Origin of the sequence: Paenibacillus hemerocallicola, assembly GCF_006265175.1 — a bacterium.
In the GTDB taxonomy this organism is placed as follows: domain Bacteria; phylum Bacillota; class Bacilli; order Paenibacillales; family NBRC-103111; genus Paenibacillus_AB; species Paenibacillus_AB hemerocallicola.
On record NZ_VDCQ01000078.1, the window covers coordinates 26,351 to 43,341 of the forward strand.

Consider the following 16,991-nt stretch of genomic DNA (forward strand, 5'->3'; position numbering starts at 1 on the left):
AAAACGGTCTTCATGACAACCGATTCAGACTCGCCTTCTTCGTTGCCGTTCAGGCAAACTGCATCAAGTTGTTCGATTATCACGGCGTACCGCAGAAGACGTACTATTCGTTCGAAGCCTTTGAAAAGCTCCGTAAGTCATATACGCGTATCTAAAGTGAAGTATTCATACAGCCTGCAGATGGTTTGTATGGTTTGGCAGGGACCAATGCGGAAGAAGGCTTCATGGTGATGATCAGCAACTTCAATGTAGCCGAGCGCCGGGTTACTTTGAATTTTGAAGGTGAAAACCTAGCGGGGAAAACGTACAAAGTAGATGTGATTGATGCCCAGAAGACTTGTGAGTTAGCAGATACCGGCATACTTAACTCCAACACATTGCTGCTAAGAATGCCGAAATATTCTGTGTTTATTGTGAGTGTACGCTAATGGCAGTCGAGAGCGTATTGGTCGGCGCTATTATACAAGAGAGCAACACTGCAGATGCGGCTGAGGTCCTGTGTGCGTATGAGTGGCGTTCAAAACGACCTTCATCGGATCAATTCCATGGGTGAGCTGCTGACAAAGATCGCTTGCTCCTTGCTGCATGTCGCTTCCTCCTCGTTTCCTGAATTGGTGTTGATTCACTAAAAAATCATGGCAATCCGGTGCTTATTTTCGATTTAAATGAAAAAAAATGCTCGGTAACGCGTCTCGGTGACACAAACATCCCAAATAATCCCATTCACATTCATCATGCCAATCATGAGGTTTAGGAATTAGACGCTTGTTTCGCACTATGCTTCAATGGATATGGTCAACCGACAACTATAATGTCGGGTGACAAGAACATTGTCCCATTAATTGCCGCTTGAATTGCGGCTTTTGCTTTTTATGGGATAAAGTTCTTGTCAATTCCCCGTGACAAGAACTTTATCCCATTCCCGAATTTGACAAGAACTTGATCTCATTCCCAACAAAGTCATCCGATGAATCAAATCGTTTTCGCTGCTCTCCGGTGGCAAAGTAAACTGTTTCATCCCCATTTAACCTAAGCACTAAGAAAATACTTTATTTTCTCAGTACAGCAGCGGAATGCGCGGTCATCGATGCAATCGCTCGGACGCAACCGGAACGGAACAGGACGTCGTTGCTGTTCCGTCATCAGGCGCGCTTGTGTTGGACACATGCAGCATGTGTGAAGAAAGCCCGCTTGCAGATCGCAGCACGTTTCAGCGATCCGCAAGCGGGCTTCATAGCATTTCACGCTAACGAGCGGTGGATGTACGAGTGCCGATGCAGCTTTGTTTGCAGACTGTAACCCTACAGCTTCTTCATGATATAGGAGGGGGGTGTCCCCATCATTTTCTTGAAAAGCCGACTGAAATAATAAATATCTTTGAAGCCTAGGCGTTCTGCTACTGCGGTTATGTTGTACTCTCCGCTTCGTAACAAATCGCTTGCTTTGCCGATTTTGATTCGGTTTTGGTATTCAATAACCGTTAATCCCGTCGTTTTTTTGAAGATCAAGCACAAATAGGAGGGACTGATGCCGATCTCGCGGCTTAATTCCGCAATTGAAAAAAATTTTTGTTCGTTTGCATACATCAATTCCAGCAGCGATTCAACCATCTGCAAATGAGACGTTTTGTGCTCCAGAGAATCAATAATTAATAAATGCAAGATGTCCATAATGCGACTGCGGCATCGAATCCAATATCCCGGTTGTTTTCCGACCCACGCCTGAAGGAGCTCTTGAAACAATAGACCGGATCGAGTCTGATCTATATTTTTGAATACAGGCTTCAAACGTTCGAGCGCAGCCTGATCCGCGTCTCCTCCGAACTGAACATTAAACCTCACTATGATATGTCTCCATTGGTCCGATTCCCCCAATATTTTCTTGCGCGGCAAATCTTTTGGAAAAAACAATATATCCCCTTTTGAGACGCTGTAATGATTGTCCGATATATAATAATTGGTCGATCCGTGAGTTGTCAGGGAAAGCACATATTCATTCTGGGAAACCGATTCTTGAGTTGGTTGGACATTGACGGAGCTTCTCGACAGCAAGTCAACGACATAATGCAAATTTGTAATGGTGAAATCGAAATTGTCCATCCCATTTGGCGGATTCATTGACGTATTCCTCCATCAAGATGACGCTCATTTTAGTAGAAGATTGTACAAATATAATAGAGGATATTTCATGGCTAGGCAACCTTGCTCGACGATATAATATCGGTGTCGCGACAAATAGGAGGAAGCATAACCAATGAATGATTCACCAGTCTTAATCGATACGGACGTTCATAACCAGATCGGTTCGTTATTGCCTTATTTACCAAAGGCGTGGCATGAAAGATATCAAACTGTCAAAGTGCCCTATGGCGCGCAGTACTATTCGTCCGTAGGCACAAACCGTAAGGATGCGGTTCCGGACAAAGGCGGAGTTCCAGGCAGCGATCCGCAGTTTCTGATCAGCGACCATATGGATCGGTACGGCATCGATTATGCCATTCTCACTGGCTCCGGAGTTTTGGGCCTTTCCTTGGACCCGGACCCGGACTATGGAAATGTACTTGCTGCCGCATGTAACGACCGTATGACCGACACATGGTTGAATGTAAGCCCGCGATTCAGAGGTTCCATCTTTGTCAACGCATCCGATCCAACGGAGGCGGCAGCGGAGATCCGCCGTCATGCCTCCAACCCTAATATGGTTCAGGTGCTTATGGCGAGCGCTGCGCGAATGCCTTATGGACAGCGCTTTTATCATCCGATCTACGACGCTGCGAACGAGTGCGGCTTGCCAGTAGCTATTCATCCTGGCACAGAAGGCAAGGGCATCTCCGGAGCGCCGACGCCTTCGGGTTATCCTACCCGGTATATGGAATGGCACAATATTTTACCGATCAACTACATGACTCACGTGAACAGCCTTGTATGCGAAGGTGTATTCGAGAAATTTCCGAAACTAAAATTCGTTGCCATCGAAGGAGGGATATCCTGGTTGCCGCATTTGATGTGGAGAATGGATAAAAATTACAAGGCACTGCGCGAATCGACTCCGTGGCTGAAACGATTTCCGTCCGAGTATATCAAAGACCACATCAAGCTGACGACACAGCCTGTTGAAGAACCGAATAATCCGGAGTATTTATTGCAGATTTTGCACATGATTGAGGCGGAGAAAACAGTCATGTTCTCATCGGACTACCCGCATTGGGATAATGATAATCCCAAAATGGCCTTTCCTCGGATGCCGAAAGAAATGAAGCAGCGTATTTTGGCGGGAACCGCAGCGGAATTGTACGGGCTGCATACAAGACCGGCAAGAAAGGATGACACTGCCAACGACCTGGCCGATCAAATCGCCAGAAAATCGAAGCAGTCTCCCGAGCATGCTTGGGGAGAAGATGAATGAGCAGACATTGGGTCGGAAAAACAGCCGATATCGAGGAAATGAAAAGCAAGATTTTTAAAATCGCAGGAATCGAGTTCGGCTTGTACCAAGTACGAGGAAGCTGGTATGCGTGGAGCAACTTTTGCCCTCACCAAGGTGCCTCTATATGCAAGGGACCTGTTTGCGGAACGCGGCTTCCTTCTCTTGTATATGAGTACAAATACGGAATGGAAGAGCAAATACTGCGTTGCCCGTGGCATGGCTGGGAGTTTGACCTGACAAATGGACAACTGTTGGTCGATTCGCACACGAAATTAAGAGGCTACCCCGTGGAAATCGACGATGGCCACTTGTTTGTAAATTTACCCAAATGATAGGAAAATTATTATTATGCAATTTTGAAACCCAATCGTCAAAAATAAATTGGCGATTGGGTTTTTTGTCTGTCGGGAATGGGATAAAGTTCTTGTCATTTATGGGATAAAGTTCTTGTCAACCGATGTCCAACGACACAAATGTTCCTACATAATTAGAAGTCAAAAAGCTCGGTAAGTCAGGCTTTTCTTTTTTTATGTTGGAACTATTGTGTCGTAACAAAACGCACAAATGTTCCAACATTGTAGTTAAACGACACAAAATCACCCACATTGTAGCGGTCCTGGCATAATGCGTGAATTCGATTAAGAATGGCCCAAATCGTTAAGCTAACGGGCAGTTTTCTTCAACTTATGATGTTAGAATACAGGTAAAGATTTTGCATCAAGAACTGTAGATTTGTTGTTTTTTTAATAGGACGAATGGAGGGAAAGGTATGATGGATACATTGCGTTATCCGATTGACTCGTTCACAGTGGTGCTGGAACCTACCGAAGAGCTGTAATGCTCCCCGTTGTCAAGACACGATTTTCTGAGGAATAAGTTATGTCCTCCTTCTCGTGGGTGGCCTAGTGTTTTAGGATGCGATTTTTACAATAGGGTGGGCGTAAAACTGGTCGGGCTTCGCTTCATTAAGAGATTGGTGAGTGCGTTCCTGGTTATAAAATTGGACATAACGAGCTACCCCTTTGCGCAGCGCGCGAGGGTCTTCGAATTCATTCAAGTAGATGCACTCGTATTTGAGCGAGTCACCCTCAACTGACCTACTCCTCTCAATAATAATTTCGCACTAATATAGTGACAATAACATCGCGGAGATATTTATGGAGTTGTCACTGGATTGATTGCTTTGCTTGTACCGTCTCATTAAAGTAACGGGAACCCGTAGTTCAATAAACATCAATTGAAGGCTGCCATGAAAAGGGCAGTCTTTATTTTTTTGAAAACATAAAATCTAGCTGAGACTTTCTGATAATTTTGAACATATTGGATACGATCTCCTTTGCTATAATAATAACCAAGACGAAATGGACAGCAGGTGAAAAGTATGAGCTACGTGGAGTCCGTGCAAAGGGCGATCGACTATATTGAAGAGCATTTGGACGAGGAGCTTGATCTCTCCAGCATTGCGGAAGAGGCTTATACATCGGTCGCCCAATTGTATCGGGTGTTCTACGCGCTTACCGGACATCCTGTAAAAGATTACATTCGCAAAAGAAGAATAAGCGTTGCAGCCAATCACCTGAGATACTCTAAACGTAAAGTGGAGGAGCTCGCTTGGGACAGCGGATTTGAGTCTTACCATTCTTTTGCCAAGGTGTTCAAGAAGATCGTCGGTTTAACTCCGGCCACCTATCGCAACGCCGAACTGTTCTTCAGCTTCGAGCCGATCCGTCTATACGAGCAAATTACCTACAAGGAAGATAAGGAACAAGCAGAGCTCTTCCCCGACGTCAAAGTGATCCGGTTCCTGCCTGACAAGATGTATACCTATTTGCACATCTCTAAGCATGAAGAAGGAATGGAAAACGAGGCATTCCGGACTGTTTTCGAAAAACTCGGTGTAAGTGAAACTGCTAGGAACAACAAAGTACGTATTTTTGGCTACAATGTGGATCTTCAGGATGAAGACGGCAAGCCCCGGTATGGTTACCGAGTGCTGATTGAGGCTGCAGAGGAATGCATGGTTAATAGTACGTTAACCGAGGAGCCGTTCACTGGAGGGCTGTATGCGGTAAGAAAAGTCGCCGCATTATCCCCAAAGACGATACAGGACGGATGGGACCGGCTATTGTCAGAATGGTTGCCGAAAAGTACATTTGACATTGGCACGCATCAATACATTGAGGAGTTTATTGCGTACAACAGGAAGGTAACGAGGATGAACCTGTATCTTCCCGTGCAGCGAAGTCTCCATAACGAACCGATCGAAGTCGTTGAGCTGACGGAGTCAAAGGCTTTCTTCTATCGGGGATATGGAGCCGAGGCTCAAAAGGTTGCCGAACGACGATTGATCAATTGGTACGAGAGAGGGGCTGGCGGAAATTGGCAGGCTGGCGGAGGAACATATTATATTTCTTATCATTACGGCTTTGAAGAAACTGAAGAATACTGGTGGGAAAACGGGATCCTCAAAGCTGAGCCGGGAGCTCCAGTGTTGGATGGACTTGAAGTAAAGGGCATGGGGGCGGGTTCTTATGCTTGCTGTGTTACTAAGACATACGGGTTGTTAACCGGTGTTCTGGATAAGATACATCGTTGGATTGCGACCAACGGTAACTATTGGCTGGATGAAGAGCGGCAATGGTTCGCGGAATATCACATGTTCGAAGGAATGAATGTAGAGCGGGATTCCGTTGTGAAGGTCTATATTCCAATCCTGCCTGTGGTGAGCACTCAAGGATGAAAACCACCGGTGGAGTGCAATAAATCACATGTAAAAGGGGAGGGTGGATATCTTTGAATAATGCAAGGAAAATAAATAATGATAAAAATCTTGATGGGTACAGACCTAATCATGTGCCTAGGGCATTAAAAGTAATTTATTCTGAAGAAAACTCAAATAAGATTGTGAGGGAGGAAAAGGATATGCAGGTACCCAGTAAGCAAATAATGCGACAACTGCCGCTCTTACCTTTAAGGGGGTTGACCGTGTACCCCGGCATGGTGCTACATCTGGATGTCGGCCGTGAGAACTCGGTCCGGGCGTTAGAGAAGGCTATGGTTGAAGACAGCATGATTTTGCTGTGCTCCCAGACTGAAGCAGATATTGAAGACCCGGCTACTGAAGACATATATCGCGTCGGGATTATTGCCAAGGCGAGGAAGATGATGAAGTTGCCGAACGATAGACGTTAAAGAACGTCTGGAGATGCTCCTGGCCTACTTGAACAATGAATTTACCAGGATGATGGATTATCTGAGCAAATTGAAGTGATATTCAATGAACAAGGATTTTTAGGACTGACGAACAAAGATATGAAATGTGAAACCAGCACACGGGGTAGTACTAAAAAACATCGTCATGAATCTAAATTTATGACGTTGTTTTTTATGTCGAAAATGGGATAAAGTTCTTGTCATTTATGTCATCAAGTTCATGTCAAATGCTAGCGGCTTTTTTGCTGTATGTTACCAAGTTCGTGTCATTGGACAGTGTCAAGAACTTGGTAACATTCCCGATCGATGTCAAGAACTTGGTAACATTTCCGATGGAATAAATATACACCGGTTAGATCTTAGTACACTTGTAGTAAAATAAGGGGAAAGAATTATGCTCCCTCGGTGCGGTGAACCGAAACGGCAAGGTTTACAGAGAAAATGAGGAGAACCCTCAAAGCCATTCCTATATGAATGTTCTTTATACGGAACAAAATTCTTCAATAAAGTTCTTTAACAAGAATAAAAATCCCCCTATAATGAAGAGACGACTGGAACAATACACCGTTTTCCAGAATTACAACTCCACAACTTATATCAAACGCAACAACCTAAAGGGCGGATTTTTTTTGGGCAATAAGGCGGGAATGTCGGGAATGTTATCAAGTTCTTGACATTTATGCAACCAAGTTCTTGACATCCGACAAGTTTGAAGTCATACGTGTTGGTTCGATTTACAGACATATGTATAAAATACGGGTTTTGTGTACATGTCTTAAGAAAAATAACTCTGCCGTAGTCTCATCATGTCGGACGACAAGAACTTGACCCTTTAAACGACAAGAACTTGACCTGCTTGTTGTTTGTGTTGTTGCTTCATCACAAAAAAAACGATCAGGGATGATTCCTGAACGTTTTTTTTGATTCTTTCTTAATTCCTTCTCTTCGGACATATTTAATTTAAATTATCCAGTCGATGAATTATTTCCCCAAACATCCATGATAATTGTCCGTCAATTACTCTTTCGCATTCATTCTCCCATTTTCATGTTCTTGTCATCCGACATCGGACGGCCTGTCACGTGGGTATAGTTTCCGAATATGACCGTGCAACAACTTTATTCCACTAAACCCAAAGAAGCCGCGATTACGCGGCACTTAATGAGATAAAGTTCTTGTCAACCGACACATGGCTGTGACAAGTCAGGTTAAGGGATCCTGAGCTCTTTTCGTTTATAAAATTAAAACGTATTATATACATTTTCACATTCTTTCGCGGTCGGTTCATAAAAACAGTGCTTTTTCCATCGTCCTGCGAGCGGCTGATTATACCAAGTTGGCGGACATGGTCCGGGAGCTTCGAACGTTCCTGGACGGAAATACCATAGGGAGAATTTGGCTGGCCAATTCCGCTCCCCATTCACAGCCCGTTGCGCCAGACGGCGTTCCCTCTCTCTTGCGTTTTGATAGTACAAACCATGTTGCAATGCTTCGAACGCGTGCGGCTGGTTGATCATTTGGGGAATTGTCCGGATTCCTTTAAAATCGGAGCAATTCGCTCTTATTCGGTTAATGCCAACATTTCCAACATGGAGCATACCCATTTCGCCTTCGGTCTCAGCTTCTGCTCGAAGCAACCTTGCCAACATATTAATATCCTGTTGCCTGGCTTTTACGACTGCCATTGGCTCACCTCTTTAGATTTATAAACTTATCATATTGTAGGTGAAGCGGATGTGTTACTCTGGCACAATAGAGAGCGATAATAAATAGCCGTTCCACCACACTCTTCTGCCCTTTAGTTGAGCAAAGTCAGCCGATCATTTCTGGCCCGGCTGCCGTCGTGTTGTCTTTATTAACTATCGTTACCCGTTAGCTCAACGAGCACTCAGCTATTCTTTCGGTTCATACGCGCCCAGTTCATTTCCAAACGGATCCACGAACTTAATCACCCAACCGAAACCTTCATCTTGATACATTCTGATCAACGTATTGTTCTCGGTTAAACGAACGACGGCGGGCAAACGTGGAGTGATCCGGCGTAGATCGCTGGCTATCACCCCTCGGTCTGACCGAGGGTTTCGGTCGGAATTAATGTAACGGAAAACGATAGTGAAATTATGCAGGGAGCAGATCGTCATCTTAATGCGGCCGTTCAGCAGCACCCAGCCGAAGCCGTCCTCCCGTAGGAAAAATTGTGAGGCGTCCTGTAACGGAATGTCCGTTCGGATCGGCTGCCAATCCTCGTGGTTGTACGTATCCATCGTGTAGATGGTTTTGCCGTCGCTCCAAGCTCCACGATCGTCACGGGCTCCGAATCATATCCCTTATTCCCCCGATCTTGAAGAAAACCGAAAATCATTTCTGCGTATGCGGTCGCGATCATCGGATTGCTCGTTATGTATTGCGGCATTTGATCGTTTTTCCAGGCCGTCAATCCCTCTTCTTCGCAATATTGCCTCTGTACGGCCCATTTCGGCGCTTCGCTGAACCGATAACGCTGTTTTTGATTGACTGTCATTAACATTTATCCTGTTCTCTGAGAAAATTGTTGAACCTTGCTTACTTACATTATAACCAAAAAGAAACGACCGTTCCCCGGTAAAATTCCGGGAAGCGGTCGCCTGCAAGGGGGCTATCAAAATGACTAGCATAAATAATCCGTCTAAATTTGGCATACCGTTTACAACCAAATTCAATCTACTTGTATCCCCTCTTATTCCGGAATTTCCCTGCGTTCCATACCTACCGGAATAGGTGCATCCTACTCCAGTGAAACAGGAATTCCATACAAGTATCCCTTTTGATCCATCCGGCCGTCTGACCAAGTTGACCAGGGAGAGCATGGTTGGACATACTCTCCAACGTCCGCTACTCTCATCACAAGAGTGCCCGTTTCACCAGAAGTCCCCATAGTTTGGTACAGAACTGTCCCAGATCCCAATAAATTTGTGCGCCGGAATGAACTCGACTTTGATCTCTGTCGGTTACTTGATTTGAGTTGTACAATAAAAAGTCGAGAGAGCCCTTCTCTCTTACAAGCTCTGTTCGGTCACTCCCATTACCGGATCGAAGGTCAGCATCTTGGTCCCGATCTTATCGATGAAGAAGCGATCATGGCTTACCGTAATGACCGCACCGGGAAAATGGATCAGAGCTTGCTCCATAACCTGTATGCTCGTGAGGTCCAGATGGTTGGTCGGCTCGTCCAAGATAATAACGGCCGCACCCGAGAGAAGACACTTAGCCAGCGCCACCCGAGCTTTCTGCCCGCCGGACAGATTGCCGATCGCCTTGCTTAGATCCGCCTCTGAGAATTGCAGCATAGCTAGGAATTTGTTCACCTTTTTGCGCGGAGCGTCCAGTCCCAATCCATACGTATTCACCGCGTGGCTTACGGTATCCTTAGGATCAAGTTCCTCCCACATCCGGTTGAAGTAGGCATAGTTAACGCCTTTCTCCCAGACAACCTCCCCGGAATCCGGTTTCTCCTGCCCGGAAAGCGCCTTAATGAGAGTGGACTTCCCGCTTCCGTTCGGTCCCACGATGACCAAGCGATCTTCCTTCTGAATATCGAAGCTAACGTTCTCGAAGATCTGTCTACCCTCGTATGTCTGCCCGATCTTCTTCACCTCGCATAGCTTGTCCGGGAAGCGCAACCTCTCGTAGATGTCGGTAATCAGCACGTTAACGGGATGTGGCTCTATCCGCTTCTTGTTATCCGCCAGCTTACGCGAGAGTCGGTCCTTGGAACCGGAATTCCGGTTCGCGCGATCGTCGATCGCTTCGGATTCCATGAGCAGCAGCTCTTCCTCCCACTCGAACTGGCGATCCAGCTCCTTCTTGCGCATCTTCTTCTTACGGACGTAATCGGTGTAGTTGCCTTCGTATTCCTGAAAATGATAGTTCTCGATCTCGATCGTGCGCGTGACGACTTTGTCGATAAATTGCCGGTCATGCGACACCAGAATCATGGCTCCTTTGAATCGGTACAGCCACTGCTCCAGCCATGCGATCCCCTCCATATCCAAGTAATTCGTCGGCTCGTCGAGTAGAACGACATCAGGCAGCTCGATTAGCATCTTCGCGAGCGCTGCGCGGTTACGCCATCCTCCGGACAACTCATCGATTGGCTGGTTGCGGGATCTGTCGTTAAACCCTAGCTTCGTAAGCACCGTATTAATCTCGACGGAAACGTTCCAGCCATCGAGATGATCCATCTGTTCGAATAGCTCCGCTTGCCTTGCTAGCAGCGCATTCATCTCGCTATCGTCTGTAACCATACCCAGCTTATCTCCTACCTCTTGCAGCTCTCGTTCGATTAGTGCAACCTTCTCGAAGCACGCTTCCAGTTCTTGCTGAACGGACAGGCCTCCGCTGAGTTCCGAGAATTGCGAGAAATATCCGATTCGCACTTGAGGGTCTATCTCTAATCTGCCGGACGTCGGCTCTTCCTTGCCCATGATGAGCTTAAATACCGTCGACTTACCGGCGCCGTTCCGTCCGATTAGGCCGATACGTTCCCCTTGCATAACTCGAAAATAAATGTCGCGAAAGATCATGGACCCTTCATACTTCTTTGTGACGTTCTCCAACCGTATTACGCTCATGGCTATCACCCTTCTGATTCCAACACTCTAGATTGATTATACCACCCTCGCCTTACGGATACTTCCCGCTCGAAAGAGATCCCATAAATGAGCTTGCATATTAACACCAATTAGTGTAGCATTAGTGATCTGGCCAACGTTAAAAATCAATATACTTTATTATTCTATCGCGGGGTGGAGCAGCCCGGTAGCTCGTCGGGCTCATAACCCGAAGGCCGCAGGTTCAAATCCTGCCCCCGCAACCAACTTACAATTTTGTCTCGGCACATATATGAGAATGCCTTTAAACCACTGATGTGGCTTAAAGGCATTTTTGAGTTATCTTATATATTTATGGATACTATACATGCCCCACGAGGAATCGAGCCATTTACTCCCCCCTGTGAGCAGTCACGCTGATGATCCAGTCAGATTACCCGAGAGGAAACGAGCATGTTCATTCCGTACCCTTGAACGGCTATGGCAAAAAAGTTGCGTCATTTGTGATATGGTTCAGCGCGAATGATCTTGAAACTATCCTGCCCGTTCGTATTATGTGGTCAGCCTATCATTCTGGCCGGCTGCCGTCGTTTTGTTTTTATTCAGCTCTCGTACCCGTTAGCGGAATGCGTTATTTCCCGAGTACGACCCAATCATCTAATCGCTGAGATTCAAATGGTAATTTTTCAGTCCCTATCCATTCTTTTGCTTGAAGAACAAGTGGTCCCGCAGCCCGTTAACCGGTAAGCGGTCTTACCCCCGTCCATGGTTTCCATCCCGCTGCACGTACTGAACATGATCGCTTGGCCGCCGTAAGAATCGCGGGTTGAGTCAATAAAGTAATGAAATCGTTCTCCGTCATACACGACAGAGAGTGTGGAATGAGATTCAATCCTTTAAGGTAATATAGAGGGACTCGGTCTTCGATTTGCCCCGGCATTCGGTCAATCTGTAAGAGGTTCCGTCCTCGCCCTTCACAGCCTCTATGGAGTTGCAGCTGGTTGCGTATATAATGCGATCATCCAGCGATGACTGCGTATAGTCAACAAAGTAATGATACATATATCCGTCAAAAACGACTGACGTCGGAAGCGGCCCTGAGTCGGTAGTCTCACGAGCGATCCGAATCCAATCGGGCTTTTTCTGCAGGGTGTTAAAGACAAATTCCATGAACCGTTCCCGATCGACGTGACGATTTTGAATATCACCGTTGAGCGGGGCTGTACTATAGCTGTACGTCCTAGGCATAATCGCATAAGGAGCGGCGCTGATCGAAATAGTCCCTTGATCCCCGTCATAATACACCTTCGCTCCAAGCGCCTCGGATACAAACCGCAGCGGCACGTACGCGCTTCCGTTATGATTAAAGATCGCCTGTTCCGTCGGAATATCCTTCTCCTTCCCGTTGACGAACAGCTTCACCGGAAACAACGCCATCTCCAGCGTGCCGGACGCGTAAGCAAACGGGGCCAGCGCCAGCAATATCCCAAATAACGTACCGCAAATAAACTTCCTCATTACCCTATACCTCCTTTTTTACCAAATATACATACCATATGTGATAAAGTTTCGGTTCTGTTTCAACTTTGCAATATTTTCCTAATCCTTCCCATTAATAAAGGTACAATCTGAATGAAACCAAAAGTAGGAGTATACCCGTTGAAAAAAACGATTCTTACCTTCCTGCTTGTACTTGCTATGGCCACAGCTCTAACGCCGCCCAGCAGTTGCCGAGAGGCGACGCGGACGCTACCGTCGCCAGTACGAACGTCGCCAGCCCGATAGCGGCGGCCACTCTTTTCAATAGGCGGCAACTCAGTGATAAATTCTAACATCTCGCTTCCTCCAAGTGCTAAAATTTTTATATTGAACCTATTCTTCGCGAAAAGCCTTCTCTCATTTTTCCTCAATTCCAGTGTTTATCCTGCCTGTTAGGTGAGCAAACGAAAAAGGAGCGGCTGCGTAGGAACTCCTCCACTATCGTGTCCGTTAGCGGAACGAGGCCGTCGAATTTGTTTCGATAGCCTCATCCTGATTATTTGTATATCTTGTATCGTTCGGAATAAGGCTCTGTCAACCGATTGGAAAAGGCAATGATCCGTTTTATTCGAGCTATTTGCCTAGAAATTCGGAACTTCTCTATTTCGCTGAATTTATTGGGAGGATTCAAAATATAGTTCCGAATATCTTTTGATTCTCCCTCCGTCAATGACATTCTTTGAAGCCACTCTGCCCATGGTCCATTCAAATCGCTGAACTCACTCCATTGAGAATCCTTCAACCGCCTGCCCCTCCTTCGCTAATTCGTTCTTTGTTAGAGCGAGCATAACACGTTTCCTGGCCAAACTAATTCGGTATCGAACGGTACCGGCCGGTATCTCGAGCAGACCACCGATCTCTACACTATTCATATGCCCGATCAGATGAAGAATCAGCACGCAACGTAAGTCATCGGGCAGTCGGCTGATCGCATCCTCGATGAGCTGAACATTACTTTTGATTTCGAAAGCTTCCTCCGAGGAACGACCGAATGCTTGCCGAACGAGTGCCTCCTGTTTCATACGGCTTTCCGCTTGCTCACGAGTCGAGCGCCTGCGGTAATAATCCGTTATTAGATTTTTCGTTATCCGGAAAATCCAGAATCGGCAATTATCCAGGCCTATCTCATAACCGAGGTGGATTTGGTTCCACGCCCGAAGAAACGCTTCCTGCATCAGATCTTTTGCAATTTCCCGTTGTCCTACACGCCCAAGGAGATAGGCAAATACTATCTGATGGTACGAATCGTATACTTCATGGAAGAAGGCATCGTATGCCAGATCATCCATGAGTCTCGCCCTCAAGCTTGTCGGAAACTTGGATCATGTTCATCTGTTCGACCGCGAGCGCCGTAAGGATCGGTACCAGCTTCTTGTCTGCCGCCTTCAAGACACCCATCTGAATAATTTCTACAACCTTCTCCCGAAGAATCTCAGCGTTTACGTCGGATTCGATCACAAATTCCCCTATCAGTATCATCGTTATCGGTTCTTTTAAATAATCGAAAAACTCTCGGCCAAACCTTCCATTTCCCATAAACAATCTCGGATTGCGGTGGTCATAAGATATGATTTCCCCAATGGATTGCGTAATAAAAGGTGTTATCACACTCTCGCTTCCTCGTGGGATGAAAAGCTGACCCACTACAATGAGTTGTTTATAACCGAATTTGGTCGGGGGAGAGGTGATGAGCAGCTCGCCCGTTACTAAAAGAATATCCGAGCCGTCAACACCTGGGTTCTCGAGGAACTCGCCGCCGAGTTTCATCGTACCGCTGATGTGGTTCACTTTATTACCTTCAGGTAGCGTTATGACTGAACAACGCTTTTCATCGGAATACTGGCGAGCGTGCCTTGGAACGAGTCGGATAGGAGAATTACCCCGACCGCTGAGATTCCCGTGATGTTGCACAGCTCATCGACCGACTTCATCTGCCTTAAGTCCAACACAGCGACAGAAGAAATACGCCCTTTTAGTTCCTGGTTACGTGGTCCAGTAGCGTTCATTCGGGATCAACCTCCGCTTGTATACGAATTGTAATTCTATACCTAAAGACGTACGAAGGTGAAAAGTGTTGGCCAAAAAAGTTTATTTGTTAGCGCTTTGAACCTCTAAGAATGACTTGTTTAAACTATGCTGCCCGTTACTTCAACGAGTAATCAAAAGAGCTGCCCTTGCGGCAGCTCCATACTATCGTTCCCGGGAGTGCTTCTTACGTCTGGTTAACAAGAGCATAATAAAGGAAATGAAAATCATTGAACCTGTCCAAGCCTACGCCATAGGCGTGTTACCCGTGTCGACCGCAACATAAATTGCAGTTGGTAATTAGATTGGCGGTGTATGTCTTCTGCAACCTGCAGGTTCGATAGATTACCCGATGCGGGACTAGGCTTTCACGAACTGTGTACCGTCCCACAAATGCTGGTGCGAACCCTGAAACTTCTCCACGGTTACAAGCAGGTCGCCCGGCTGCCATGACGTTCCTGCGACGTGCGATACACTGTACGCCTTCATGGCGCCGAGCGGCTGCGGACGAACCGATTCGGATAAATAGAACTGATAGATGTTTACATTCGGGCCTGCAAACGTCACGCTTCCCGACGAAGCTACGGCGTACAGCTCCACAATACCGTTCACCCGGCTGCCGTCCGCATTGTGTACCCCGATCAGTTGCTCCACAGGTCCGGAATCGTACCGGATAGCCGCTCCCGCGGCAAGCTCCCAGTCGAAAAGCAGGTAATACCTTTTCCCGATCGTTAGGCCGGCAAAGCGCAAGCCCTGGTCCGGCGCTAGAAAGACGAGTCGCAGCACCTCTCTTCCAAGCTGGATGGAAGAAAGCGATGCGGGATCGAGCTCGCTGCCGCAGCCGATTCCGCCGCCGAACGCAAGTATGGGAGTTGAAGCGTATTGAGAATCTGTTAGCACGCTTTTCGAATTGACGGCGCTTCTTGAGCCGCTATTTACCGGCACGATTTTTATTTTCTCAGCCCTTCTGCCAAATATCGAGATGGTAGGCCGGACCGGGCTATTCTGGAAGATGTAAGGCTCGTTTGTATTCACGACGGGCGAGAAAATCGTCACGCTGCTCGCGGACACTTCGAAAGCGCTTCCGATCAGAATCATCCCGTTGGACGGCTTTTGTTTGTGAGTTTCGAAGTAGGGGGTATTCAGCGTCACATCGGATTGGTAAATAAACAGATTGACCCCGTAATTCTGAAATTGGGGAGCACTGAACAAAATACCGTGGCTGTTGCGCAAATCCGGGAGGGCGTTGCAATTGACGCTTTTGAACAAATCGAAATGGCAGTTCTGCATATTCGTTCGGCCAACAAGCGATACCTGGCAGTAACGGACCATCAGCGAATGGAACGTGTTGCTCCAGCCATCCACATAAACGCCGCGGTAATATTTCTCGACAATGACGTTGTCCACCCGGCAATGCTGGCCGCGAAAATCGATCCCGACCGTACCGTCATCGGCGGTATTCGGGGCGCTGTAATCTTTAGGGCCGTTCAAGATTAAATTTTCGATAATAAGTCGGGTTCTCGTGTTATCGACGGTTACTCCGTTACAGCGAATCGTCGGCCTGTCGCTCGATCCCCGTACCGATTTGGTAATATTAAGCACCCCGCTATAAACGTAAGGCTGAGAGGCTACCGGGATCAGCACTTCGTTCAAAACCGCGAACGCGGCATTGATCGCTGCCGTATCGGCGGCGGCGTCCCCGCCCTTGGCCCCGAACTCCCGTACGCCCGCGTGACTCGTATCGATCCGCAGCAGGCATCCCGTACCGCCTGGACTCGTTTCCCCGACGCCGGACAAATAGTCCGCTACGCTGCCGTTAAACGGTACGGTCAAGCTTAGAACAGTGCCCCCGTTATGATGCGTCTTGGGTCGGTTCGAGTCGTAGACGAATACACCTCCCCCGGCGGTAACCGGCTGCGAAGACAATGCCGAGCCGGGATGCCATCCCGCCAAGTAATACAGCTGCCCCCGTTCCATTTGGGCCGGCTGAAGCGCCGCGATATCGGCCACACTGCCGATCATCCGCACATTGTCGCCATCGTGGGGCACCTCCGCGCTGACGTCTGCGCCTGGCGGTGAATAAGTTTGGGACATCACGGTTCCCGTCGCTCCCGTCGCTCCTGCCGTTCCCATTGCCATCAATCCGATCCCTGCCATGCCGAGCGACGCCAGCAGCTTCCGTCTGCTTATCGCGCCCTG

14 protein-coding genes, 1 tRNA gene and 3 pseudogenes are annotated in these 16,991 nt (G+C 47.3%); 6 read left to right on the top strand and 12 right to left on the bottom strand.

Going from position 1 to position 16,991, the window contains the following annotated elements:
• Positions 1-194: 194 nt before the first annotated feature.
• Positions 195-428 (top strand): hypothetical protein, encoded by a 234-nt coding sequence (locus FE784_RS35045; protein WP_139606899.1) that lies wholly within the window; start codon positions 195-197, stop codon positions 426-428.
• Positions 429-1,301: 873 nt separating this feature from the next.
• On the opposite strand, the gene FE784_RS35050 is transcribed toward FE784_RS35045, so the two are convergent.
• Positions 1,302-2,117 (bottom strand): helix-turn-helix domain-containing protein, encoded by an 816-nt coding sequence (locus tag FE784_RS35050; protein ID WP_139606900.1) that lies wholly within the window; start codon positions 2,115-2,117, stop codon positions 1,302-1,304.
• A gap of 352 nt (positions 2,118-2,469) precedes the next feature.
• Between FE784_RS35050 and FE784_RS35055 the strand changes: the two genes are divergently transcribed.
• Entirely contained in the window at positions 2,470-3,405 is a 936-nt protein-coding gene (locus FE784_RS35055; RefSeq protein WP_246132325.1) for an amidohydrolase family protein, read from the top strand.
• Complete coding sequence (locus FE784_RS35060) at positions 3,402-3,758, top strand: Rieske (2Fe-2S) protein (protein WP_139606902.1); 357 nt, start codon at positions 3,402-3,404, stop codon at positions 3,756-3,758. The genes FE784_RS35055 and FE784_RS35060 overlap by 4 nt, the downstream gene beginning before the upstream one ends.
• Before the next feature lie 578 nt (positions 3,759-4,336).
• Here the strand turns inward: FE784_RS35060 and FE784_RS43020 are convergent.
• Positions 4,337-4,543: an integrase core domain-containing protein gene (locus tag FE784_RS43020; RefSeq protein ID WP_139606910.1), complete on the bottom strand. Its 207-nt coding sequence runs from the start codon at positions 4,541-4,543 to the stop codon at positions 4,337-4,339.
• A 264-nt stretch (positions 4,544-4,807) separates the two neighbouring features.
• Here FE784_RS43020 and FE784_RS35070 point away from each other — a divergent pair, with 264 nt between their 5' ends.
• Both FE784_RS35070 and FE784_RS35075 read left to right on the top strand, forming a co-directional pair.
• A complete protein-coding gene (locus FE784_RS35070) occupies positions 4,808-6,166 on the top strand; it encodes a helix-turn-helix domain-containing protein (protein ID WP_139606903.1) in 1,359 nt (452 codons plus the stop codon).
• 182 nt (positions 6,167-6,348) lie between these two features.
• Positions 6,349-6,606 (top strand): annotated as a pseudogene (locus tag FE784_RS35075) (LON peptidase substrate-binding domain-containing protein); the annotation flags it as partial.
• Between the two features lie 1,274 nt (positions 6,607-7,880).
• Here FE784_RS35075 and FE784_RS35080 read toward each other — a convergent pair.
• From FE784_RS35080 to FE784_RS35095, 5 genes and pseudogenes are all read right to left on the bottom strand, one after another.
• Positions 7,881-8,324 carry a cell wall hydrolase gene (locus FE784_RS35080; RefSeq protein WP_139606904.1) on the bottom strand — a complete coding sequence of 148 codons (444 nt, stop codon included), beginning with the start codon at positions 8,322-8,324 and terminating at the stop codon, positions 7,881-7,883.
• Between the two features lie 207 nt (positions 8,325-8,531).
• Positions 8,532-8,903, bottom strand: coding sequence for a hypothetical protein (locus FE784_RS41295; RefSeq protein ID WP_176706734.1), 372 nt, complete (start codon positions 8,901-8,903; stop codon positions 8,532-8,534).
• Between the two features lie 14 nt (positions 8,904-8,917).
• Positions 8,918-9,160, bottom strand: a pseudogene (locus FE784_RS42230) (tetratricopeptide repeat protein); the annotation flags it as partial.
• Between the two features lie 246 nt (positions 9,161-9,406).
• Positions 9,407-9,620: pseudogene (locus FE784_RS42720) on the bottom strand (AraC family transcriptional regulator); the annotation flags it as partial.
• A gap of 54 nt (positions 9,621-9,674) precedes the next feature.
• Entirely contained in the window at positions 9,675-11,249 is a 1,575-nt protein-coding gene (locus tag FE784_RS35095) for an ABC-F family ATP-binding cassette domain-containing protein (protein WP_139606905.1), read from the bottom strand.
• Between the two features lie 168 nt (positions 11,250-11,417).
• Between FE784_RS35095 and FE784_RS35100 the strand changes: the two genes are divergently transcribed.
• Positions 11,418-11,494, top strand: a tRNA-Met gene (locus tag FE784_RS35100).
• 622 nt (positions 11,495-12,116) lie between these two features.
• Here the strand turns inward: FE784_RS35100 and FE784_RS35105 are convergent.
• From FE784_RS35105 to FE784_RS41305, 5 genes are all read right to left on the bottom strand, one after another.
• Positions 12,117-12,746, bottom strand: a complete 630-nt coding sequence (locus FE784_RS35105; protein ID WP_139606906.1) for a stalk domain-containing protein — start codon at positions 12,744-12,746, stop codon at positions 12,117-12,119.
• A 62-nt stretch (positions 12,747-12,808) separates the two neighbouring features.
• Complete coding sequence (locus FE784_RS35110) at positions 12,809-13,063, bottom strand: hypothetical protein (protein WP_139606907.1); 255 nt, start codon at positions 13,061-13,063, stop codon at positions 12,809-12,811.
• A gap of 423 nt (positions 13,064-13,486) precedes the next feature.
• Positions 13,487-14,056, bottom strand: a complete 570-nt coding sequence (locus tag FE784_RS35115; RefSeq protein WP_139606908.1) for an RNA polymerase sigma factor — start codon at positions 14,054-14,056, stop codon at positions 13,487-13,489.
• On the bottom strand, positions 14,049-14,555 hold the full coding sequence (locus FE784_RS35120) for a hypothetical protein (RefSeq protein ID WP_139606909.1): 507 nt from the start codon (positions 14,553-14,555) through the stop codon (positions 14,049-14,051). Before FE784_RS35120 ends, FE784_RS35115 begins: the two co-directional genes overlap by 8 nt.
• Positions 14,556-15,152: 597 nt before the next feature.
• The coding region (locus FE784_RS41305) for a hypothetical protein (protein WP_218103863.1) at positions 15,153-16,991 on the bottom strand (1,839 nt) is incomplete at its 5' end.